This window comes from Streptomyces sp. NPDC005728 (genome assembly GCF_040630895.1).
Taxonomy (GTDB): Bacteria; Actinomycetota; Actinomycetes; order Streptomycetales; family Streptomycetaceae; genus Streptomyces.
Map to the genome: position 1 here is coordinate 1 of NZ_JBEXYL010000004.1, position 21,463 is coordinate 21,463.

General features: G+C 68.3%; 20 protein-coding genes and 1 tRNA gene. 9 read left to right on the forward strand and 12 right to left on the reverse strand.

Features of this window, described 5'->3' with window-relative positions; translation table 11 throughout:
- Window positions 1-201 precede the first annotated feature (201 nt).
- Window positions 202-903: a DUF5324 family protein gene (locus tag ABZ471_RS04435; RefSeq protein WP_359062294.1), complete on the reverse strand. Its 702-nt coding sequence runs from the start codon at window positions 901-903 to the stop codon at window positions 202-204.
- Window positions 904-1,160: 257 nt separating this feature from the next.
- Here ABZ471_RS04435 and ABZ471_RS04440 point away from each other — a divergent pair, with 257 nt between their 5' ends.
- Together ABZ471_RS04440 and ABZ471_RS04445 are read left to right on the forward strand one after the other, a co-directional pair.
- On the forward strand, window positions 1,161-1,694 hold the full coding sequence (locus tag ABZ471_RS04440; protein ID WP_359062296.1) for a peptidylprolyl isomerase: 534 nt from the start codon (window positions 1,161-1,163) through the stop codon (window positions 1,692-1,694).
- Window positions 1,695-1,804: 110 nt separating this feature from the next.
- Window positions 1,805-2,695, forward strand: coding sequence for a rhomboid family intramembrane serine protease (locus tag ABZ471_RS04445; RefSeq protein WP_359062298.1), 891 nt, complete (start codon window positions 1,805-1,807; stop codon window positions 2,693-2,695).
- Window positions 2,696-2,956: 261 nt separating this feature from the next.
- On the opposite strand, the gene crgA is transcribed toward ABZ471_RS04445, so the two are convergent.
- Window positions 2,957-3,211: a cell division protein CrgA gene (gene crgA, locus ABZ471_RS04450; RefSeq protein WP_359062300.1), complete on the reverse strand. Its 255-nt coding sequence runs from the start codon at window positions 3,209-3,211 to the stop codon at window positions 2,957-2,959.
- A gap of 140 nt (window positions 3,212-3,351) precedes the next feature.
- On the opposite strand from crgA, the gene ABZ471_RS04455 reads away from it, so the two are divergent.
- From ABZ471_RS04455 to ABZ471_RS04480, 6 genes are read left to right on the forward strand one after another with little or no spacing between them, the layout of a single operon-like run.
- Complete coding sequence (locus ABZ471_RS04455; protein ID WP_359062302.1) at window positions 3,352-4,140, forward strand: DUF881 domain-containing protein; 789 nt, start codon at window positions 3,352-3,354, stop codon at window positions 4,138-4,140.
- 23 nt (window positions 4,141-4,163) lie between these two features.
- The gene (locus ABZ471_RS04460; protein WP_359062304.1) at window positions 4,164-4,853 is read left to right on the forward strand and encodes a class E sortase; all 690 of its coding nucleotides are present in this window, start codon (window positions 4,164-4,166) and stop codon (window positions 4,851-4,853) included.
- Between the two features lie 16 nt (window positions 4,854-4,869).
- Window positions 4,870-5,067, forward strand: coding sequence for a hypothetical protein (locus ABZ471_RS04465; protein WP_359062305.1), 198 nt, complete (start codon window positions 4,870-4,872; stop codon window positions 5,065-5,067).
- Complete coding sequence (locus ABZ471_RS04470; protein ID WP_359062307.1) at window positions 5,064-5,702, forward strand: aminodeoxychorismate/anthranilate synthase component II; 639 nt, start codon at window positions 5,064-5,066, stop codon at window positions 5,700-5,702. The genes ABZ471_RS04465 and ABZ471_RS04470 overlap by 4 nt, the downstream gene beginning before the upstream one ends.
- Window positions 5,699-6,742 carry a class E sortase gene (locus ABZ471_RS04475; RefSeq protein WP_359062309.1) on the forward strand — a complete coding sequence of 348 codons (1,044 nt, stop codon included), beginning with the start codon at window positions 5,699-5,701 and terminating at the stop codon, window positions 6,740-6,742. The genes ABZ471_RS04470 and ABZ471_RS04475 overlap by 4 nt, the downstream gene beginning before the upstream one ends.
- A 15-nt stretch (window positions 6,743-6,757) precedes the next feature.
- On the forward strand, window positions 6,758-7,510 hold the full coding sequence (locus tag ABZ471_RS04480) for a class E sortase (protein WP_359062311.1): 753 nt from the start codon (window positions 6,758-6,760) through the stop codon (window positions 7,508-7,510).
- A gap of 86 nt (window positions 7,511-7,596) precedes the next feature.
- On the opposite strand, the gene ABZ471_RS04485 is transcribed toward ABZ471_RS04480, so the two are convergent.
- The 7 genes from ABZ471_RS04485 to ABZ471_RS04515 form a co-directional block, all read right to left on the reverse strand.
- Window positions 7,597-8,646 (reverse strand): restriction endonuclease, encoded by a 1,050-nt coding sequence (locus ABZ471_RS04485; RefSeq protein WP_359062313.1) that lies wholly within the window; start codon window positions 8,644-8,646, stop codon window positions 7,597-7,599.
- A gap of 240 nt (window positions 8,647-8,886) precedes the next feature.
- Window positions 8,887-10,857 carry a Stk1 family PASTA domain-containing Ser/Thr kinase gene (gene pknB / locus ABZ471_RS04490; protein WP_359062315.1) on the reverse strand — a complete coding sequence of 657 codons (1,971 nt, stop codon included), beginning with the start codon at window positions 10,855-10,857 and terminating at the stop codon, window positions 8,887-8,889.
- 172 nt (window positions 10,858-11,029) lie between these two features.
- Complete coding sequence (locus ABZ471_RS04495) at window positions 11,030-12,511, reverse strand: penicillin-binding transpeptidase domain-containing protein (RefSeq protein ID WP_359062317.1); 1,482 nt, start codon at window positions 12,509-12,511, stop codon at window positions 11,030-11,032.
- Complete coding sequence (locus tag ABZ471_RS04500) at window positions 12,508-13,947, reverse strand: FtsW/RodA/SpoVE family cell cycle protein (RefSeq protein WP_359062319.1); 1,440 nt, start codon at window positions 13,945-13,947, stop codon at window positions 12,508-12,510. Before ABZ471_RS04500 ends, ABZ471_RS04495 begins: the two co-directional genes overlap by 4 nt.
- 27 nt (window positions 13,948-13,974) lie before the next feature.
- Window positions 13,975-15,519, reverse strand: a complete 1,545-nt coding sequence (locus ABZ471_RS04505) for a Stp1/IreP family PP2C-type Ser/Thr phosphatase (RefSeq protein WP_359062691.1) — start codon at window positions 15,517-15,519, stop codon at window positions 13,975-13,977.
- A gap of 132 nt (window positions 15,520-15,651) precedes the next feature.
- Complete coding sequence (locus ABZ471_RS04510; RefSeq protein WP_359062321.1) at window positions 15,652-16,170, reverse strand: FHA domain-containing protein; 519 nt, start codon at window positions 16,168-16,170, stop codon at window positions 15,652-15,654.
- A gap of 10 nt (window positions 16,171-16,180) precedes the next feature.
- Complete coding sequence (locus ABZ471_RS04515) at window positions 16,181-17,041, reverse strand: DUF3662 and FHA domain-containing protein (protein ID WP_359062323.1); 861 nt, start codon at window positions 17,039-17,041, stop codon at window positions 16,181-16,183.
- A gap of 418 nt (window positions 17,042-17,459) precedes the next feature.
- On the opposite strand from ABZ471_RS04515, the gene ABZ471_RS04520 reads away from it, so the two are divergent.
- Window positions 17,460-17,543, forward strand: a tRNA-Leu gene (locus ABZ471_RS04520).
- A 177-nt stretch (window positions 17,544-17,720) separates the two neighbouring features.
- Here ABZ471_RS04520 and ABZ471_RS04525 read toward each other — a convergent pair.
- The 3 genes from ABZ471_RS04525 to ABZ471_RS04535 all read right to left on the reverse strand — a co-directional run bounded on the left by ABZ471_RS04525 (window position 17,721) and on the right by ABZ471_RS04535 (window position 21,210).
- Window positions 17,721-18,272, reverse strand: a complete 552-nt coding sequence (locus ABZ471_RS04525) for a hypothetical protein (RefSeq protein WP_359062325.1) — start codon at window positions 18,270-18,272, stop codon at window positions 17,721-17,723.
- 397 nt (window positions 18,273-18,669) lie between these two features.
- Entirely contained in the window at window positions 18,670-19,656 is a 987-nt protein-coding gene (locus ABZ471_RS04530; protein WP_359062327.1) for a ParB N-terminal domain-containing protein, read from the reverse strand.
- A gap of 384 nt (window positions 19,657-20,040) precedes the next feature.
- Entirely contained in the window at window positions 20,041-21,210 is a 1,170-nt protein-coding gene (locus tag ABZ471_RS04535; protein WP_359062329.1) for a GNAT family N-acetyltransferase, read from the reverse strand.
- Between the last annotated feature and the right edge of the window lie 253 nt (window positions 21,211-21,463).

Here is a 21,463-nt window from a genome sequence, read left to right on the forward strand (position 1 = left end):
CGCATCGGCGTCCACCTCTCCGAGGAGTTCCAGCTCCACCCCGAACAGTCCACGGACGCGATCGTGATCCACCACCCCGAAGCGAAGTACTTCAACGCCCGCTGAAGGCCTGGCGCAGGACGTGCCGAAACGAACGGTAGGGCGGGCGACCCGCACATCGCCCGCCCCACGGCCCGCCGGCACCAGGCGGCACCGGCCGACTCACTCCTTCTCGTCGCGGTCGGCGGCCTCCTCCTCGGCCTGCTTCGCCTGGACCTCCGGGTCAAGCCCCGAGGTGCCACTGCCGTCCACCGAACTCAGCCGGCCCGACTCCGGCACCTCCGTCGCGGCGGGCGGCTCCACCAGCCAGTCGGGATTGGCCTGCTTGTCCCACCACTTCCAGGCACAGAACGCCCCGCCCGCCACCAGGCCCAGCAGCGCCAGCACCTTCATGGCACGCCCGGCCCGGCACCGCCGCTCCTTCCTGTGGGCGAGCTTCTGGATCTCCTGCGCCGAGACCTGACCACGCAGCGCAACCAGCGCGGCCGCACCCCGCGCGGCAGCCTCGTCCGCCACCGGAGCGGCCGCGGCCACCGCATGCTCGATCTTCGGACGGGAGTACTCGGCCGCCTGCCGGGCGGCCTTCCGGGTCAGGACGGCAGCCTCCTGCGCGGCCAGATCCACCTTCGGCGGCACATGCGCACGGGCCTGCTCCAGACGCGGGGCGAGCCGGGCGTCGTACTGCACACGGGCCTGTTCAGCGGCCTGCGACACAACGGGCGCCAGCCGTACGCGTGCCTCCTGCGCGTAATACGCGGCACGCTCCTTGGCCGTGTCGGCATAGGGCGCCACCACTTCCGCGGCGTGCAGCACGCTGTCCTTCGCCGAGCCGGTCGCGGCGCGCACGCTGTCGATGCGGGTCACGGGTTTCCTCCTCCTCGGTGGCGTACGGTAATTCGCCTTTCCACACTTTTACGGATCATGCCCGCCGGCAGCCCACGCGGCATGCGAGGACGGGCATATGGGTGCAACAGGCGCTTGTCGACGACACTGCCACGAATCGCCGCCATGCGCTCCCTGCCGTGCGCTTCCTTCACGCAGGAAGTCGCGGCCGCCGGGCGCCCGCCGCCACGCGCCGTGCGAGTATCTGGGGGTTACAAGAGGACAACGGAAGGCAGATCGTGGCTGAGCAGCTCTACGCCACCCTGAAGACCGACCACGGCGACATCGAGGTCCGGCTGTTCCCGAACCACGCGCCCAAGACGGTCAGAAACTTCGCCGAACTCGCTCAGGGCGAGCGTGAGTGGACGCACCCGGGCACCGGCACGGTGAGCCAGGACAAGCTCTACGACGGCACGATCTTCCACCGGGTCATCAGCGGCTTCATGATCCAGGGCGGCGACCCGCTCGGCAACGGCATCGGCGGCCCCGGCTACGAGTTCGGGGACGAGTTCCACCCCGACCTGCGCTTCGACCGGCCCTATCTGCTCGCCATGGCCAACGCCGGCCCGGGCACCAACGGCTCCCAGTTCTTCATCACGGTCAGCCCCGCCCCGCACCTCAACCGCAAGCACACCATCTTCGGCGAGGTCACCGACCCGGCCAGCCGGAAGGTCGTGGACACGATCGCCGCCGTGCCGACCACCCTCCCGAACAACCGGCCGGTCAACGACGTGGTCATCGCGTCGGTCGTCGTGGAGCGGCGCGAGCGCTGAGCCCGCCGCGCCCCGCACACCGCGGGGAACCAAACGTCCCGCTCGTCCGTATGGAAGAACGGGACGGGGTAGGTGCCGGGGGAAGGACCCACAACCAACAAGGGGATCTCATGGAGCAGGCCGAAGGCAGCACGCAGGACGCCCGCAGCCTGCCCGCGTGCTACCGGCACCCGGACCGCGAGACCGGCGTGCGCTGCACCCGCTGCGAGCGCCCCATCTGCCCCGAATGCATGGTCAGCGCCTCGGTCGGCTTCCAGTGCCCCGAATGCGTCCGCGGCGGCTCCGGCACCGGACACACACCCGCCGCATCCCGGCCGCGTACGGTGGCGGGCGGAACACTCACGGCCGACCCCCGGCTCGTCACCAAGATCCTCATCGGGATCAACCTCGCCGTGTTCCTGCTGCAGCAGGCCCTGGGCGACCGCTTCACCAACCGCTTCGAGCTGATCGGTCAGGCCTACACCCCCCTCCTCACCGGGGTGCAGGGCATCGCCGAGGGCCAGTACTACCGCATGCTGACCGCGATGTTCCTGCACGGCGGCATCGCCCACATCCTGTTCAACATGCTCAGCCTGTGGTGGATCGGCGGCCCCCTGGAAGCAGCGCTCGGCCGCGCCCGCTATCTCGCCCTCTACTTCGTCTCGGGCCTGGCCGGCAGCGCGCTCAGCTATCTGATCGCCGCGCCCAACCAGCCCTCGCTGGGCGCCTCCGGAGCGATCTTCGGGCTGTTCGGCGCGACCGCCGTCCTGATGCGCCGGCTCAACTACGACATGCGCCCGCTCGTCGCCCTGCTGGTGGTCAACCTGATCATCACCTTCAGCCCGGGAATGGGCATCGCCTGGCAGGCCCACATCGGCGGCCTCGTCGCCGGTGTCGTCACCGGCTACGCCATGGTCCACGCCCCACGGGAGAAGCGGGCGCTGATCCAGTACGGCACCTGTGCGCTCGTCCTGGTCGTGGTGGTGGTCCTGACGCTGGTCAGGACAGCTCAGCTCACCTGATACCGAACCGTTGTCCACAGCGTGTGGCGGATCTTGTGCACGCTGTGCGGGAACAGCTGTGCCCCCTGCCGCTCGGATGTGTTTCCGCAGGTCGGGCAGGGGGCGAACGCGTGTATGAGGGCCGGTAGGGCAGTCACACCGGCGTCAACGGCCGATGAGTTATCCACAGATCGTAGTCTTTTCCCCAGGTGCATGTGGAAACCGAACCGAGGCTGTGGATAACTCAGCGGAGCAGCCCTGGGCAGAGCTGCCCCGGCCGCGCTACTTCCACTGCGTGGAGACGCCGAACCCGGCGGCGATGAAGCCGAAGCCCACCACGATGTTCCAGTTGTTCAGGCTGTCGATCGGCAGCGAGCCGTCGGTCACATAGAACACGACGATCCAAGCCAGGCCGATGACGAACATGGCCAGCATGACGGGCGCGACCCAGGCCCGGTTCGTGAGCTTGATGGCCTGCGCCTGCTTGGCGGGCGGCGGCGTGTAGTCGGCCTTCTTGCGGATACGTGACTTCGGCACGAGGGTCTCTCCTGTCGATGCGCTGCGTGGCCGCGCAGGTAACTGGGTCGGTCCGGGGCAGCGTACAAGGGGACACTGAGTGCTCCCCCGGGCGTCCGTTAGCGTAGTGCTTCCGCGGCGCCGAAGGAGATAAGGGTACGTTGAGCAATTCTGCCGACTCCCCCGGGACGGGATCAACGGGTTCCGGCCCTGCTCGTGGGCTCCCCTTCCGTCCGGTGCGGATCCTCACGGTGGTCGTCTTCGCGCTGGCGGGGCTCATCTTCTTCACCAGCTTCAACACGGCCAAGGGCACCGACATCCGCACGGACGCCTCGATGCTGAAGCTGTCCGACCTGATCCATGAGCGCAGCCGCAAGAACAAGGAGCTGGACGAGTCCAACGCGGCCCTGCGCGACAACGTGGAGTCGCTCGCGGAGGGCGACGACGGGAGTACCAAGGCGGAGGACGAGAAGCTCAGGGGGCTGGAGCAGAGCACGGGCACCCAGAAGCTCACGGGCGAGGCGATCACCGTCACGCTCAACGACGCCCCGCCGAACGCGACCGCCAAGCTCCCCGGCTATCCCGAGCCGCAGCCCGACTACCTGGTCATCCACCAGCAGGACCTGCAGGCCGTGGTCAACGCCCTGTGGCAGGGCGGGGCCAAGGGCATCAAGGTCATGGACCAGCGGCTGATCTCCACCAGCGCCGTGCGCTGCGTCGGCAACACCCTGATCCTCCAGGGGCGCGTCTACTCACCGCCGTACAAGATCACCGCGGTCGGGGACCCCGGGAAGCTCCAGCAGGCGCTGGCCGCGAGCAAGGCGATCCAGACCTACATGGTGTACGTCAACGTCTACGGGCTCGGCTGGAAAGTCACCGAGAACGGGACGGTGACTCTGCCGGGCTACTCGGGCACAGTGGATCTGCACTACGCGAAGCCAGTGGGGTAGATCCGTCCGGTCAGGAGCCGCCGGTGCGCGTGATCGTCAGGACTGTCAGCGAACTGTGCATCACCGTCGGCACCCTCATCGTGCTCTTCGTCGTCTACGTGCTGTTCTGGACCGGCGTGCAGGCGGACGGCGTGATGAGCGACCAGATCGATCAGTTGCACCAGCAGTGGGCGAAGGGGAGTGTGCGGCCCTCGGCAGGGAGCACCGGGGCCTCCGTGGACGCGGCGGAACGGGCGGCGTACCGGTACGGCAGGCCCTTCGCGATCATGTACATCCCGCGGCTCGGTTTCACGTGGAACAAGCCGGTGCTGCAGGGCACCGGAACGGACGTACTGAAGAAGGGCCTGGCCCACTACGCCGGGACGGCCCGGCTCGGCCAGGAGGGCAATTTCGCGGTCGCCGGCCACCGGCGCACATACGGCGACCCCTTCAAGGACTTCCCGCGGCTGCGGCCGGGCGACGCGGTGGTGCTCACGGACGGGACGACCTGGTTCACGTATCGGATCGACAAAGGGCCTTACAAAACCGTTCCGGCCGACGTTGAGGTGATCGACCCTGTGCCACGTAAGTCGGGGTACACGCGTACGGGCCGGTATCTGACGCTGACCACATGCGATCCGGAATGGGGACACAGTCATCGGCTGATCGTCTGGGCGCACCTGGACTCCACCCAGCCTGTGGAGTCAGGCGAACCGGAGGCTCTGCGCCGTTAGTCTGGTGCAGTACGGCGTGAGTCAGGTGCCGTGGTGGAACGGAAGGGACGGCATGTACGGCTGGATCTGGCGGCATCTGCCGGGGAACGCGTGGGCGAAGGCGCTGGTCTCGTTTCTCCTGGTCCTGGCCGTGGTCTATGTCCTCTTCCAGTACGTCTTCCCCTGGGCCGAGCCGCTGCTGCCCTTCAACGATGTGACGGTGGACAACCAGTGAGTGCGCGGATTCTCGTCGTCGACAACTACGACAGCTTCGTCTTCAACCTGGTCCAGTACCTGTACCAGCTGGGTGCCGAGTGCGAGGTGCTGCGCAACGACGAGGTGTCGACGGCGCACGCGCAGGACGGCTTCGACGGTGTGCTCCTCTCGCCAGGGCCGGGGACGCCGGAGGAGGCGGGGGTGTGCGTGGACATGGTCCGCCACTGCGCCTCGACCGGTGTGCCCGTCTTCGGTGTCTGTCTCGGCATGCAGTCGATGCAGGTGGCGTACGGCGGTGTGGTGGACCGGGCGCCCGAACTGCTGCACGGCAAGACGTCGCTGGTGGAGCACGGGGGCAAGGGTGTCTTCGCGGGCCTGCCGTCCCCCTTCACGGCCACCCGCTACCACTCGCTCGCCGCCGAGCCGGCCACCGTGCCGGCGGAGCTGGAGGTCACGGCCCGTACGCACGACGGGATCATCATGGGCCTGCGTCATCGTGAACTCCTGGTCGAGGGCGTGCAGTTTCACCCCGAGTCGGTGCTGACCGAGCACGGGCACCGGATGCTGGCCAACTGGCTGGTGGAGTGCGGCGACCAGGGTGCCGTGGCGAGGTCGGTGGGGCTCGCCCCGGTGGTGGGCAGGGCCACGGCGTGACCGCGCTGCGGCCCGAGCGCGAGGACTTGTACGGGGAGAGCCCGTACGAGTCCTACGGCTCTGCGCCGTATGCGGCCGCCGGCGACGCTCTTACGGCGCCGATGCCGGCGGCCGACGAGGAAACGATGGCGCTGCGGATCGCCGATTCGCTCCCGGGGTCGGAGAACGGACCCAGACGCGCCTCTGCGGCTCCCTCGGGCTCTTCCGGCACCGGAATCACATCGGGCGGCCGTGCGGCCCGTAGAAAGGCCGCCAAGCGGCGCGGCGGGCGTCATGGCGGCACCAGGGGGCCGGCGAGTCCGCCGGATCCCGGGCCGCAGCGGCCGCTCTCCCGGGTCGAGGCGCGGCGCCAGGCGCGGCTGCGCAAGCCGAGCGCGGGCGTCGTCGCGAGCCGGGCGATCGGCGAGGTGTTCATCACCACCGGCGTGCTGATGCTGCTGTTCGTCACGTACCAGCTGTGGTGGACGAACGTCCGTGCGCACGCGCAGGCGGGCAACGAGACGCATCAGCTGCAGAACGACTGGGCGAGCGGCAAGCGGGCCCCCGGGGTGTTCGAGCCGGGGCAGGGCTTCGCGATCCTGCACATCCCCAAGCTGGACGTGCTGGCGCCGATAGCGGAGGGCGTCAGCAACAAGCGGGTGCTCGACAAGGGCATGGTCGGCCACTACGGCGAGGGCGCGCTGAAGACGGCGATGCCGGGGGCGAAGACCGGCAACTTCGGGCTGGCGGCGCACCGCAACACCCACGGTGAGCCGTTCCGGTACATCAACAGGCTTCAGCCCGGCGACGCGGTCGTGGTCGAGACGCAGGACAAGTACTTCGTGTACCAGGTGACCTCGACGCTGCCGGTGACCTCGCCGTCGAACACGAGTGTGCTGAACCCGATCCCCCCGGGGTCCGGTTTCACCGAACCGGGCCGGTACATCACCCTCACGACCTGTACGCCGGAGTTCACCAGCAAGTACCGGCTGATCGTCTGGGGCAAGATGGTGGAGGAACGTCCGCGCAGCAAGGGCAAGCCGGACGCGCTCATCGAGTAGGGGCAGAGGGAACAAGTGGCAGCGACCGCCGACGACACCGAAGAGCACACGGACGCGTCCGACGAGGCGTCCGCCGCGCGCCGCCGGCGCCCCGGCCGGATAGCTCTGGCGGTGAGTGTCTTCGGTGAACTCCTCATCACCGTGGGCCTGTTGCTGGCCTTGTTCGTCGTCTACTCGCTGTGGTGGACGAACGTCATAGCGGACCGCAAGGCGGACAGGCAGGCCGACAAGGTGCGCGACCACTGGGCCCACGCCACCGACTCGGGTCCCGGCGCGCTGGACACCAAGGAGGGCATCGGTTTCCTGCACGTCCCGGCGATGAGGAACGGCGAGGTCCTGGTCGAGAAGGGCACGGACACGGACGTCCTGAACGACGGCGTGGCCGGCTACTACACGGACCCGGTCAAGGCGGCCCTCCCCACGACCGGCAAGGACGGCAACTTCGCCCTGGCCGCCCACCGCGACGGCCACGGTGCGAAGTTCCACAACATCGACAAGCTGGAGAAGGGCGACCCGATCGTCTTCGAGACGAAGGACGACTGGTACGTCTACAAGGTGTACTCGATCCTCCAGGAGACCTCGAAGTACAACGTCAAGGTCCTCTCCTCGGTCCCCAAGGAGTCCGGCAAGAAGAAGCCGGGCCACTACATCACCCTGACGACGTGCACCCCGGTGTACACGTCCCGCTACCGGTATGTGGTGTGGGGCGAGCTGGTCCGCGTGGAGAAGGTGGACAGCAAGCGGACGTTGCCCAAGGAACTGCGTTAGCGTGACGTGCTGTCACGCTTCATGAGCCGGGCCCGAAGCCGCAACCATCCTTTGCGACTTCGGGCCCTTTCCCTGTCACGCCGTTGTTATTCCAAAACCCTCAACGGTTCCCCGGCACTCCATTCCTCCAGCACCCCACGGTGTACGACGGTGATCCCCGCCTCGACGGCGATGTGCAGGGCCTCAGGGGTGAAGGGGCAGGTGGCGACGAAGAGCGCCGCTTCCGCGCTGTACAGGACCTTGGCGGCACCGACGAACTTCTGCACGTCGGGGCTGGTGATGCTGAGGTAGGGCGCGAACCTCTTGCACTGGACGACCAGGCGCCGCCCGTCGGCCGTGAGCCCGATGATGTCGACGCCCCGGTCTCCGTGCCCGCCCTGTACGACGACGTTGGTGCATCCGTCGCGGCGCAGCAGTTTGCCGACGTGCTGCTCGAACGTGCGGCCGTTCATGGCGTCCATGGCAGCCATGACTCCGACGGCGGGCCGGTCGTCTCGAACCCCTTCCAGCCTCTGCAGCCGTGCGTGGTGCTGATGGAGCCGCCGCTCGATGCGCTGGACTCCCGTCCGCAGGGCGATCAGCTCCTTGCGGTGTTCGCCCGAGGTTTCGATGAGGGCGTTGAACATCGGTACGACGGTCTTGCCGAGGATGTGGGTGATGCGTTGGTCGATGCGGTCGTCGAGGGAACCGCCGTCTGCGTGGATGGAGTTATCCACAGGCCGTGTACGAACCAGGTACTCCATGTCGAGCAGGTACGTGCGTACTTGACGGGCGACCTCGCTGTCGCGGAGGAGCATGGCGATGGTGAGTACGGCGCGCCGGGAGTAGATGGTGAGACTCCGGCGGGCCTGTGGATAACTGCCCAGCGAGAGTGACACGTTGTCACTCTCGAACTTTCGCAGGTCAGCGCCCCGCAGGACGGCCATGCCGTTGGTTTCCAGCTCGTCGCGGTGACGCTTACTGAGCTGCCGGATGACTTCCACGGTGACGCCGAAGTACGCCGCCACCATCGCCGTCGTCACATGCATCCCGTCCGGCAGCAGTGACAGTGCCTTGACTCTGTCGAGCACGTCCGTGCGTTCCAGGACGCTGTCGCGCAGGGTCTTCGATTCCAGCAGTGCCGATTCGTTGATCACGTTCTGCCCTCCCGTCTGTGGCGCGGCCGTACGGCCAGGGCAGAGCTACGACACCCCACCCCATCCGATCAACGAGTTGTCGGATAGGAAGACACGATCGATGGAGGAACTGTCGTGCTGGCACGGCGCGGCATTCTGCGCGCTGCGCGCATCGTGAGACTCGGCAGTCGCCCATGCAAAACGCTCGGCGGGGAAATCCCCGCCGAGCGTTTTGCATGGGCCTTTCAACGGAACTTGGCCTCAGCCGTTGGTGCCGCCGAAGATGTTCGTTCCGCCGTTGTTGCCGTTTCCGCCCTGGTCCACGGTGAACAGGGTGACCGTGTCGCCCTGGTTGACCGTGCTGCCGGGGGTCGGGTTGGAGGTGACGACGAGGGCGTTGTCGTCCTGGGAGCCCTGGACGGCGACCTGGAGACCCGCTTGCTCGAGCATCTTCCGGGCGTCCTTGAGCCGCTGGTTCTGGACCTGCGGAACCTGCGTCTGCTGCTGGCCCTGCACCTTGCCGACGCTGATCGCCACGTTGGTGTTCTTGACGACCGGGGTGCCCGCCACCGGGTTGGTCGAGATGACCTTGCCGTCCTGGTTGGGGTCGTTGGTCGGCGTGTCGTTGCAGCTCGGGACCAGACCCTTTGCCTGCAGCTCGGCTTTCGCCTCGTCACAGGACTTGCCGGTGACGTCCGGGATGGCGATCTTCTCCTCGGCCTTGGCGACCGTGAGGGTGATCGTGGAGCCCTTCTCCTTCTCCGCGCCGCCCTCGGGGTCCTGGCCCGTGACGACGCCCGGGGTCTGAGTGGACACCTCGGTCTTCTGCTCGACCACGAAGCCCTTGTCCTTCAGCCGGGCCTCGGCCTTGTCGTACTGGATCCCAAGGACGTCCGGCACGGTGACCTTGGGGGCGCCCGTCGACACCGTCAGGGTGATCGTGGCGCCCTTCTTCACGTCCGCGCCCGCCGCGGGGTCCTGGGAACAGACCTTGCCCTTCGGCTGGCTGTCGCACTCCTTGCGGATGGGGGCCGCCAGCTTCAGGTCCGTGTTCTCGGCCATTTTCTGGGCGGTGGGGTAGCTGTTGCCGACGAAGTTCGGGGCCTTGAAGGTTTCGTCCGCGTTCTTCCCGCTGAACGCCCACTTCCCGATCAGGATCGCGCCGACCAGGACCAGGACGGCCGCGACGACGAGGAGGATCGTGGAGGTGGAGTTCTTCTTCTGCTGGCGGCGCCGGTCGGGGCGGTCGTCGTAGCCGTAGCCGCCGTCGTCCGGGTTCATCGGCGGGAGCATGCTCGTGGCGCCGGCGTCCGGACGCAGGGCCGTCGTCGGCTGGTCGTCGGGGTAGCCGCCGTAGCCCACCGTGCCCATGGCTGCTGTCGCTGAGACCGGCTGGCCGTCGAGGCAGGCCTCGATGTCGGCGCGCATCTCGTCGGCCGACTGGTAGCGGTAGTTCGGGTCCTTGACCAGCGCCTTCAGGACGATGGCGTCCATCTCGGGGGTGATCTCGGGGTCGAAGACCGAAGGTGCCTGCGGTTCCTCGCGGACGTGCTGGTAGGCCACGGCCACGGGGGAGTCGCCGACGAAGGGGGGCCGTACGGTCAGCAGCTCGTAGAGGAGGCAGCCCGTCGAGTAGAGGTCCGAGCGGGCGTCCACCTGCTCGCCCTTGGCCTGCTCCGGGGAGAGGTACTGCGCCGTGCCGATGACCGCCGCCGTCTGGGTCATGGTCATGCCGGAGTCGCCCATGGCGCGGGCGATGCCGAAGTCCATCACCTTGACCTGGCCGTTGCGGGTCAGCATGACGTTGGCCGGCTTGATGTCGCGGTGGACGATGCCGCTGCGGTGGGCGTACTCCAGGCCCTGGAGGATGCCGATGGTCATCTCCATCGCGCGCTCGGGCAGGAGCTTGCGGCCGGAGTGGAGCAGTTCACGGAGCGTGGAGCCGTCCACGTACTCCATCACGATGTACGGGATGGAGACCCCGTCGATGTAGTCCTCGCCCGTGTCGTAGACCGCGACGATCGCGGGATGGTTGAGCGAGGCGGCCGACTGGGCCTCCCGGCGGAACCGGGCCTGGAAGGACGGATCACGCGCGAGGTCCGCGCGCAGCGTCTTCACCGCCACGGTGCGGCCGAGCCGGGTGTCATGCGCGAGGTAGACCTCGGCCATGCCACCACGGCCGAGCACCTGGCCCAGCTCGTACCGGCCGCCGAGGCGACGCGGCTCTTCCATAGCTACCTACCAGCCCTCTCCGTCGGTCTCGGCCGCGCACGTCCGTGTGCGGCCGAAGGCTGCCGTCCGGGCCTACCGTACCCGGCTCGTTCTGTGTGACCTGGCCAAGCCCGTAACCCGATACAGGACCGGTATCGCAACGTGCACCGATGTGAAGGGGACGTGTGCAGGGTCACTTCTTGGAGTCGATGACCGCCTCCATGACGTTCTTCGCGATCGGCGCGGCCAGGCCGCCGCCGGAGATGTCGTCCCGGTTGGCGCTCTCGTCCTCGATCACCACGGCCACGGCGACCGGGGAGCTGCCGTCGGCGACCTTGGCGTAGGAGATGAACCACGCGTACGGGTTCTCGCTGTTCGCCACGCCGTGCTGGGCGGTACCGGTCTTGCCGCCGACGGTGACACCGCCGCCGATCTGCGCGTTGGTGCCGGTGCCCTTCTGGACGACCGTCTCCATCATCTGCTGCAGGATCTGCGCGTTCTGCGGCGACAGCGGCTGGCTCAGCTCCTTCGGCTCGGTCTTCTCCACCGGGTCGACGTTGGAGGACTGCAGCTGGTCGACCATGTACGGCTTCATCAGCTTGCCGTCGTTGGCGACGGCCGAGGCGACCATGGCCATCTGTAGCGGGGTGGCGGCGGTGTTGTACTGGCCGATGGAGGACAGTGCGGTCTGCGACTGGTTCATGTTGTCGGAGAACACCGAGGCGTTGGAACGGACCGGGGTGAACTGCTCGGAGCCGAATCCGAACTTCTTCGCCTCGGCCAGCATCTTGTCGTTGCCGAGGTCGGAGCCGATCTTGCCGAAGACGGTGTTGCAGGAGTACTGGAGCGCGACCCGCATGGTCGCGTTCTTGCAGGGGATGTTCCCCTCGTTCTTCAGCTGGGTGTGGGTGCCCGGCATGGTCCACGGCAGCGGCGATTCGGTCGACTCGTCGGCCGAGGTGTACTTGCCGTTCTCCAGCGCGGCCGCGGCCGTGACCACCTTGAAGGTGGAGCCCGGCGGGTAGGTCTCGCGCAGCGCCCGGTTCAGCATCGGGTCGGCCGGGTTGTTCTTCTTCTGGAGCTTGGTCCAGTTCTTGGAGTCCACGTCGGTGGAGTTGCCCGCGAAGGACGAGGGGTCGTACGACGGGTAGGAGGCCAGCGCGAGGATCTTGCCCGTGGACGGTTCGAGGGCGACCACGGCACCCTTGCCGCCGCGGCTCTTGAGCCCGCTGTACGCCGCCTTCTGTGCGGCCGCGTTGAGCGTGGTGACGACGTTGCCGCCCTGCTTCTTCTTGCCCGTGATCATGTCGAGGGTGTTGCGGAAGAAGAGCCGGTCGTCGTTGCCGGTGAGGATGCCGTCGTTGATCTTCTCCAGCTGGGAGCTGTCGAAGGCCTGCGAGGAGTAGCCGGTGACCGGGGCCCACATGGGCCCGTTCTTGTACGTGCGCTTGTACTTGAAGTCGCCGCTCTTGGACATGACGGATCCGGTTATGGGGTCGCCGTCGACGACGATGTCGCCCCGCGGGTTCGCGTACCGCTCGATGGCGACCCGGCGGTTGTCCTTGTCGGTGCGCAGTTGGTCGGACTTGACGTACTGGAGCCAGTTGTCGCGGATCAGCAGGGCGAGGACGAGGAGTCCGCAGAAGATCGCGATGCGGCGCAGAGGCTTGTTCACGGGCGCACTACCTGGGTCATCTCGGCGTCGGGGTTGGCGGCGGGGGTGGGCGCCGGGCGGCGGGCGGTGTCGCTGATGCGGATCAGGATGCCGATCAGTGCCCAGTTGGCGATCACGGAGGAACCGCCGTACGCGAGGAACGGCATCGTCATACCGGTCAGCGGGATGAGGCCCATCACACCGCCGGCGACGACGAACACCTGGAGTGCGAAGGCGCCGGACAGGCCGATGGCGAGCAGTTTGCCGAACGGGTCGCGGGCGGCGAGGGCGGTGCGCACGCCGCGCTCTGCGATCAGGCCGTAGATCAGCAGGATCGCCATGATGCCGGCCAGACCCAGCTCCTCGCCGAAGGTGGCGAGGATGAAGTCGGAGTTGGCGGCGAACCGGATCAGCTCGGAGTGGCCCTGGCCCCAGCCGGTGCCGAGGGTGCCGCCGGAGCCGAATGCCCACAGGGCCTGCTGGAGCTGGTCGGAGTGGACTCCGGTGACGCCGGGGGTGCGGCTGAGCACGTACTCGTGCATCGGGTCGAGCCAGGCCTGCACACGCACCTGGATGTGCGGTTCGAAGCTCGCCACGCCGACGGCGCCGGCCGCGGACATCAGCAGACCGAAGACGATCCAGCTGGTCCGCTCGGTGGCGACGTACAGCATGATGACGAACATTCCGAAGAACAGCAGCGACGTACCGAGGTCGGTCTCGAAGACCAGGATGAGGATCGAGATCGCCCAGACGACGAGGATCGGGCCGAGGTCCCGGCCGCGCGGCAGGTACATGCCCATGAAGCGGCGGCTGGCGAGGGCCAGCGCGTCGCGCTTCACCATCAGGTAGCCGGCGAAGAAGACCGCCAGCACGATCTTGGCGAACTCGCCGGGCTGGATGGTGAAGCTGCCGACCTGGATCCAGATCTTGGCGCCGTAGACGTTGGCGCCGAGGCCCGGGACCAGCGGGAGCAGCAGCAGGACCAGCGAGGCCGCCATGGAGATGTATGTGTAGCGCTGCAGCGTGCGGTGGTCCTTGAGGAAGAACAGCACGGCGACGAAGAGCGCGATGCCCATCGCGGTGTAGATCAGCTGGTTGGTCGCCTTGCCGCCGGCCACGCCGATGCCCTGGAGCAGCTTGGACTGGTCGAGTCGCCAGATGGCGACCAGGCCGAGTCCGTTGAGCAGAGTGGCCAGCGGCAGCAGCAGCGGGTCGGCGTACGGCGCGAACTTCCGTACGACGAGGTGGGCGATGCCGGCCAGCAGGCCGAGGCCCAGGCCGTAGCCCAGCAGGCCCGCGGGCACCTGGTCGTTGAGGGCCAGGCCCACGTTGGCGTAGGCGAACACCGGGATGACCACGGCGAAGATCAGCAGAGCCAGCTCGGTGTTGCGGCGGCTCGGGGCGCCGATCGCGCCGATCGTGGACGTGTGGTGCGTCGGATTCGTAGTACTGCTCATCGTGTGACGGTGCCTCTCACGGCTTGCCTACTGCTTGCCGCACTGATCGACGACCTTCTGCTCATCCTCGGAGAGGCTCGGGCCGGGGCTCGGGGTCGTGGACGGGGTCGGAGACTTCGAGGGCGATGTCGGGGACGTTTTCGACGCCGACGGGTTCGGCGTCGGTGATGCCTTGGACGTGAGGGAGGTACGGGTGGTTCCCGTGGCGCCTCCGGCCTCGCCCTGGCCCGTCTTCGCGTTCTTCTCGGTCTCCGCGGCCGTGCGCTCCGCCTGCTTCTTGCAGGCGGAGGCCTGCACGAGCAGCGCCTCGATCTTGGTCTGCGCCTGCTGCAGACCACCCGCGGTGATCGTGTTCTTGACCTGCTTCTGCTGGTAGGGCGGCAGGTACTTGAGTTCGATCTCGGGGTGGTCCTTCTCCACCTTCGACAGCGACACCCAGGCCAGGTCCTGGCTGATGCCGCGGTACAGCGCGACGTGCTCGCCGTTGGCGCCGACGTAGTACTGCGTCTGCGTCCACCGGTACCCGCTGTACAGGCCGCCGCCGATGACCGCGAGGGCGAGGACGCTGTACAGCGTGGCCTTCAGCCACGTGCGGCCCTTGCGCGGCTTGACGAAGTCCTCGTCGGTGTAGTCGCCGAAGCCGCCCGTGGGTACGAAGCCGGTGGTGTCGCCGGAGCCGGGCGGGCCGAACTCGCCGCCGCCCTGTCCGTGGCCCTGACGGCCGAGGTGGGAGGCGCGGCCGGCCGGGGTCTGCATGATCCCGTTGTCGTGGAGGTGGTGCTGGTTCTCGGCGACGGCGCCGACCACGACCGGGGTGTCCGACAGCTGCGTGGCGAGGGTGTCACCGGTGTCCAGGTCGAGGACGTCGGCGATGATGACGGTGATGTTGTCGGGGCCGCCGCCGCGCAGCGCGAGCTGGATCAGCTCCTGCACGGTCTCCTGCGGGCCCTGGTAGCTGGCGAGGGTCTCCTCCATCGTCTGGTGGGAGACGACGCCGGACAGGCCGTCGGAGCAGATCAGATAGCGGTCGCCGGCCCGGACCTCGCGAATGGACAGGTCGGGTTCGACATGGTCGCCGCTGCCGAGGGCGCGCATCAGCAGGGAGCGCTGCGGGTGGGTGGTGGCCTCTTCCTCGGTGATCCGGCCCTCGTCGACGAGCCTCTGCACCCAGGTGTGGTCCTGGGTGATCTGGGTGAGCACCCCGTCACGGAGCAGATACGCCCGCGAGTCGCCGACGTGCACGAGGCCGAGCCGTTGCCCGGTCCACAGCAGGGCGGTGAGGGTCGTGCCCATGCCCTCGAGCTGGGGGTCCTCCTCGACCATGGCACGCAGCTGGTCGTTGGCGCGCTGCACGGCGGCGCCGAGGGAGGTGAGGATGTCGGAGCCGGGCACGTCGTCGTCGAGCGTGACCAGGGTGGAGATGACCTCGGAGGAGGCGACCTCGCCGGCTGCCTGGCCGCCCATGCCGTCGGCGATGGCGAGCAGGCGCGGACCGGCGTAACCGGAGTCCTCGTTGCCCTCCCGGATCATGCCTTTGTGCGATCCGGCGGCGAAGCGCAGTGACAGACTCATGCGCACCTCGCCCGTCGGCTCCGGGTACAGCCGGTCGTGTCGAGCCACACTGCCCACCCTCCGGTCGGGAGCGCGCCGGAGACCGGGGTGCGGCCTGCCGCTGCGTGCTCGCTCCGCTCGCTCATTGTCGTACTACTTCCGCAGCTCGATGACGGTTTTGCCGATGCGGATCGGCGCGCCCAGCGGGATCGGTGTGGGAGTCGTCAGCCGGGACCGGTCCAGGTAGGTGCCGTTGGTGGATCCGAGATCCTCGACGATCCACTGGCCGTCGCGGTCCGGGTAGATCCTGGCATGGCGGCTGGAGGCGTAGTCGTCGTCCAGCACGATCGTGGAGTCGTGCGCCCTGCCCAGGGTGATGGTCTGGCCCTGGAGCGCGACGGTGGTGCCGGTCAGTGTGCCTTCTGACACGACCAGCTTGGTGGGGGCGTTGCGGCCACGCCGGCCGCCGCCCTGCTGGGCGCGCTGTTGTTGCGGCGGTGCGGACTGCTGGCGTTGCGCCTGCTGGGGGCGCGCGGCCTCCCTACGCGATCCGCGCTGGGTGACACGCGTACCGAACAGGTCGCTCCGGATGACCTGCACGGCCACGATCACGAACAGCCACAGTACGGCCAGGAAACCCAGCCGCATGACCGTGAGGGTCAGCTCTGACATTGCCCCCGCTTCACCCTTCGGCTTGCCGGTAAATGATGGTGCTGCTGCCCACGACGATCCGCGAGCCGTCGCGGAGCGTAGCGCGGGTGGTGTGCTGTCCGTCCACCACGATGCCGTTGGTGGAACCGAGATCCTGGATCGTCGAGGGCGTCCCGGTCCGGATCTCGCAGTGCCGGCGGGAGACGCCGGGGTCGTCGATCCGCACGTCGGCGTCGGTGCTGCGGCCCAGCACCAGCGTCGGGCGGGAGATCTGGTGGCGGGCGCCGTTGATCTCGATCCAGTAGCGGGTGCGCCCGCCGCTCGCCGGGGCGGCCGCGGGCCGCTGGGGGGCGGGCTGGGGGTAGCCGTAACCGCCGCCGGGGCGGGCGCCGGGCGGTGGCGCGGACGGCATGGGGGGCGCTCCGGCGGGAGCGGCGGGCGGGTAGCCGTAGCCGCCCGGGGCGCCCTGGCCGGGCCGGCCGGCCGGAGCGGCGGGTGGGGCGCCCTGCTGGTTGGCGGAGGAGGCGAGGGTGCGCGAGCGCACCCGGTACAGACCGGTGTCGAGGTCGTCGGCCTTCTCCAGGGTGACCTTGATCGGGCCCATGAAGGTGTAGCGCTGCTGCTTGGCGTAGTCGCGCACCATGCCGGCCAGCTCGTCGCCGAGCTGTCCGGAGTAGGGGCTGAGGCGCTCGAAGTCCGGTGCGCTCAGCTCCACGATGAAGTCGTTGGGGACCACGGTCCGGTCGCGGTTCCAGATGGTGGCGTTGTTGTCGCACTCCCGCTGGAGCGCACCGGCGATCTCCACGGGCTGGACCTCGGACTTGAAGACCTTGGCGAAGGTGCCGTTGACCAGACCTTCGAGACGCTGCTCGAACTTCTTCAGGACTCCCATGGGGCACCTCCTCCGTCGCTGACGCTTCTTCCTTGCCCTGCTCTGTGCCGCTGTCTTGCCCGGTACTGCTTACTGATCGTATCTACGCGCCCGGCAATCAGCCGGTTCCCCCAGCGGCTCCCCTTCGAACTCCTCCACGCAAGGATCGTAGAGGCGGGCGTGGACCAGTGTCCCGCACCCGGCTGTGGACCCGGTCCGCCTCCTGGGGAGATGACCGGGACCGGTACGAGGTTGATACGTGAACAGGCACTCCTCGATACGTGGGCGGGTACGGGGCAGATCCGGGCGGTCCCGGGCGGTCCCGGGCGGTCCCGGGGCTGGTGGGAAGGGATGTGAACCCACCCCGTACGGCGTGCTAATGTTCTGGATGTCGGAAGGGGCCAGCCCGAAAGGGCCGGAGCCGGAAGACACACCCAATGCGCGGGTGGCGGAATAGGCAGACGCGCTGGATTCAGGTTCCAGTGCCCGCAAGGGCGTGGGGGTTCAACTCCCCCCTCGCGCACAGAGAGAAACCGATGAAACGGGTCTCTGCCGGTGACGGAAGTCACGGCGGGGCCCGTTTCTCGTTGTGTCCGGGTTTGTGAGGGATCGCACAGTCTGGCGGCAGACGCAGGAGACCCCATCGGTGAGCTATCTCACCGATGGGGTCGACTGCTTTTCTGCAAGAGATGCCGAGCTGTTACCTGGGGTCGGCCCGGCTGGGCGGCGGCTGCGAGGTGGCCGGTCGGCGTCCAGGTCTCGGGTTCTTCCGTCTGACGGCGGTGGTGGGTGCGTCGCCGTGGCCGCTCGCCTCCGAGGGACAGCGTGTCCAGCCACCCTTCTGCCATTCCGGGCCGCCCTGCTCCAGGGCCTGCCAGTGCTTGGCGCCGGTCTCGGGGCTGATGGTGATGGTGCGCCGGCGGCAGACCTTGAGCGGGCCGACCGGGCTCGGCTCCGGGCCGACCAGGGGGAGGTGGATGCCGCGGCCCATCGTGCGGGGCTTGATGGGGCACTGGGCCTTGCCTGCCTCGGCGGGGCACATCATCCGCTGGCAGCCCTCGCCGTCGGCGTTCTCCTTGGGCATCAGGCGGTAGCCGCGGCGGGCGGCGATGAGCCGGCCCCAGGTCTCCCGGTCGATGCGGTCGGCGTGCAGGTCGATGGTGGCGTTGACGAGAGGCTGGGGCATGGACGGGCAGTACCACCAGCCCTCGACGAGGATCGCGCCGTGTGTTCCGCCCTGCGGCGAGGTCACGCGCCGCCCACAGCTCCTTGCCGTCCTCGGAGCGCGGGTCCCGGTGGCCGGCGCGGCCCGGCCGGTTCGCTCCCGGCCAGGCCGCCGGATACACCGAGCGGTGCCCGTCGGGGGCCCAGACCGCCTCGGCCACCGCGTCGACCCGCAGCCCGGCCGGCAGGTCGCCGATCGGAAATCCGGGCACGCTCACTCTTCGGGCGAACTTGTACAGTCAACTTCAGCGACCGTCACAGGCGGACGCGTCCGGGAAGTGACCGGCACAAGACGCCGAGGCGAACCCCGCTGCGTGCCTTCGGCTGTGCACCGCTCGAAGACCTGGTCCGGACGACCCGGGTGCGCGTCCCGGGTCAGGATGCCGAACCGCCGAGTTGCCGACGGACCGGTGTCCCGTCGATCTCTATCCGATCGCCACGCGGCTCTCGCCGAGCGCTCCTTTCAGCTGTTCGGTGAACTCCTCCCATGCCCTTGCGTTCGCCTGCGCCACCTGCAGGACGCTCTCCACGCAATGGGGCGGAATGTTACTGAGCAACGCCTGCCACTTCTCCCGCTCCGGCTGGCTGCTCAGCCAGTTCAGCAGGACGCGCCCCGTCTCGCTGAACCGCAGGGACGGGTCCTTGCGGAGTCTTTGCAGTGCGGTCCAGTCCGCCACGGGGTCCTTCGTGATGACAGCCCGGGCAGAGCTGGGTGCGGCTGCTTTCTGCGCTCTTCCTGCGTTCTTCTTCGTCCGGCGCTGACTGGACGGCACCGGATCCTGTCCGTAGCGCAACCTGTCTCGCACGTCCATCACGGTGGACGGAGCCAGACCCGCGGCCCTTGCTATCTCCCGCAGCGACGCATCGGGGTTCTCGAGCAGCAACGCCGCGGCAAGCTCCCGCCCGCTGGCGCTGTTCAACGGACGAACCCGGCCGTCGCGCCCCACCCTCGAGGACTCCCGCTCGTTGTTGTCGGTGAGTTGGTCCCTCACCGCTCTTACCGAGCGTGCCGACAGCCCGGTGATGGGGGATATGGCTCGGTCCGAAAGTTCGGGATGCTCAGTGACAATGCGCGCGGCTGCCGCTTTCCGGTCGGAAAGCGAGAGAGGTAACCCATGCCGCACATTCATCTCGACCGCGACAACGAAGGCGTCCTCTGCAGCACCGTCGAAGAAGCGGACGTCAATGGATTTGTCCCCTCTCAATGTGGCGGCGCGTAGTCTGTGCATTCCGTCGATCACGCGCATGGTGGCCCGATGTACGACAATGGGCGGAAAGTGCGCGTCGGATTCTATGAGCAACCGGATGTGGTCAGCGCGTTCGCCATCCAGGCGGGGTGAATCCGCAGGGAGGATGGAACTGATAGGGAGTCGTACGACTGGGTTCCGTTCCAGGAGTGCGGTCAGTCGCATGTCGTCTTCGTGGAGCACCAAGGCCGTTTCCCCGTCCTCGCGGCGTACAGTTTCAGTCATTCAGCCGCAGATATCCAGGCGGCCAGGCAGCCTGGATATGCATGAGCGTAAGAAGATCACGCACACTCCTGGTGCGCAACTGCTTGCTTTGTTTTTTAATCAAAGAAAACCTGGCCACCGACGGGATTCAGCCAGGCCCATCCTGAAACGTGCATGCAGAGTGAAAGCATGTCGCAAGGGACGTGAAGAGCGGGATACCTATCGCTGTATCCCGCATGTCGTACACAAGGGTGGAAATCGGGTTTTCGCTGGCACGGCTGATGTCGCGTTCCGGCGAGCGGTACGTCGATGAGGCGGGCGCCGGGCCGGCCGCCGGCGGCGACATCAAGAAGGCGAACTCGTCCGTATCGTCTCGACGAACCGGGCCGCCTCACCGGCCGGCAGGACCGCGGCCAGCCGGGTCGCCCGGTCGAGTACGACGCTCCTGCGGACCGGCACTCCTGGGGCGACGGCCCACAGCGGACGGACACGAGCCCCTCTGCGGCACTTCGCCTCGTACGACTCCGTGCCCAGGTGCAGGCGGCGCAGGCCTCGCTCGTAACAGTATTGGAGCGGGGCGTGCAGCATGACCTGTGCATACGTCGCGGAGTCCTGAGCTGTGGCGTAGTCGAAACCCACCAGGCGCAGACTCAGTTCGGTGCCCCAGTCGTAGCAGAGGGAGAAACCGGCCAGGTGCCCCTCGGCGTCCCTGGCCTCGAAGACGACGGAGAGGTCGTCGAGGTGCTCGGCCTGCCGCCGCAGGGAGGAGCGCTGCTGTTCGACGGTCTCGTCGTGGCCGTATTTCCACTGCACCTGGGCGAGGAGGGGGGCTCCTTCGTCGCAGACCTCGGACAGCCGGGTACGGCGGATCCGCAGGCCGCTCTCCTCGAACCGCCGCACCTCCCGCTGCCAGTTGGTCCGGCGCTGTTTGGTGGGCAGTGAGCGGCGCAAGTCCTCGGGACTCTCCCCGACGAGGTCGACGACGCAGTCCGCGCCCACCAGATGGATCTCCTCCGCCGTGAGCGGTCCCAGGAGACGGGCGGCGGCGACGGCGGTGTCCACCGAATCCGGGGTGAGATAGGGCCACCACCAGCGGCCGTCGGCCTGAGGCAGCTCCTCCAGGGCGTGAGCCAGCAGTTTCGCGGTGTGCTCAACTACCGCAGCCTGCGACCGGCCCGGCGGGACCAGCACCGCGGAGCAGTAGCCCCGCCGGCCGCCGACCGTCAGGGCGGGTCCGGCGCCCTGCCCCCGTAGCACGGCCGCGGGTTGGTAGCTGGTGTGCGGGTCCCGCGGGTTCCAGTGCGCGGGCAGGCCAGCGACCACGTCGGCTCCGTCCTGCAGCGCGAAGTAGTGCGGTTCGCCGGTGGGGCTGGTGTCGACGAAACGGAGCCAGTTGGAGGAAAGGTAGAAGGAGGAGCCTTTCGCGAGAGCGTCCCAGCCCGGGAGGTCGTCCGGTCCGCGGACATGCCGTACGGGCGCGGTGCCGTCGGTCGCGGCGAGGCCATTTCTGGTCATGTGTGTGTCCTTCTCTCCGCCGGGACGTGGCCGTCCTGGCGCGGGGTCCAGGTCGAGTGGCTGCCGGCGCCGGTGACCTGGATGCCCGTCCGGGACAGCCGCGAGCGGATGGTGGCGGCCCGTACCCGGTCCCTGCGGGCGCGTGCGGCGATGCGGCCGGGGACCAGCCGGTCGATGATGTGCCGTTGTCCGCGGGGCGGTTCACCGATGCGGAGCCCCGCGGCGGCCAGGTCGTCGGGACGGGGTGCCCTGG

Bases quoted from the DNA above. Each gene is read 5' to 3' on its own strand.
- ABZ471_RS04445 (WP_359062298.1), top strand. From the start codon at position 1,805: ATGGAGCAGGCCGAAGGCAGCACGCAGGACGCCCGCAGCCTGCCCGCG.
- pknB (WP_359062315.1), bottom strand. From the start codon at position 10,857: ATGGAAGAGCCGCGTCGCCTCGGCGGCCGGTACGAGCTGGGCCAGGTG.
- ABZ471_RS04500 (WP_359062319.1), bottom strand. From the start codon at position 13,947: ATGAGCAGTACTACGAATCCGACGCACCACACGTCCACGATCGGCGCG.
- ABZ471_RS04505 (WP_359062691.1), bottom strand. From the start codon at position 15,519: ATGAGTCTGTCACTGCGCTTCGCCGCCGGATCGCACAAAGGCATGATC.
- ABZ471_RS04510 (WP_359062321.1), bottom strand. From the start codon at position 16,170: ATGTCAGAGCTGACCCTCACGGTCATGCGGCTGGGTTTCCTGGCCGTA.
- ABZ471_RS04515 (WP_359062323.1), bottom strand. From the start codon at position 17,041: ATGGGAGTCCTGAAGAAGTTCGAGCAGCGTCTCGAAGGTCTGGTCAAC.
- ABZ471_RS04530 (WP_359062327.1), bottom strand. From the start codon at position 19,656: ATGCGACTGACCGCACTCCTGGAACGGAACCCAGTCGTACGACTCCCT.
- ABZ471_RS04535 (WP_359062329.1), bottom strand. From the start codon at position 21,210: ATGACCAGAAATGGCCTCGCCGCGACCGACGGCACCGCGCCCGTACGG.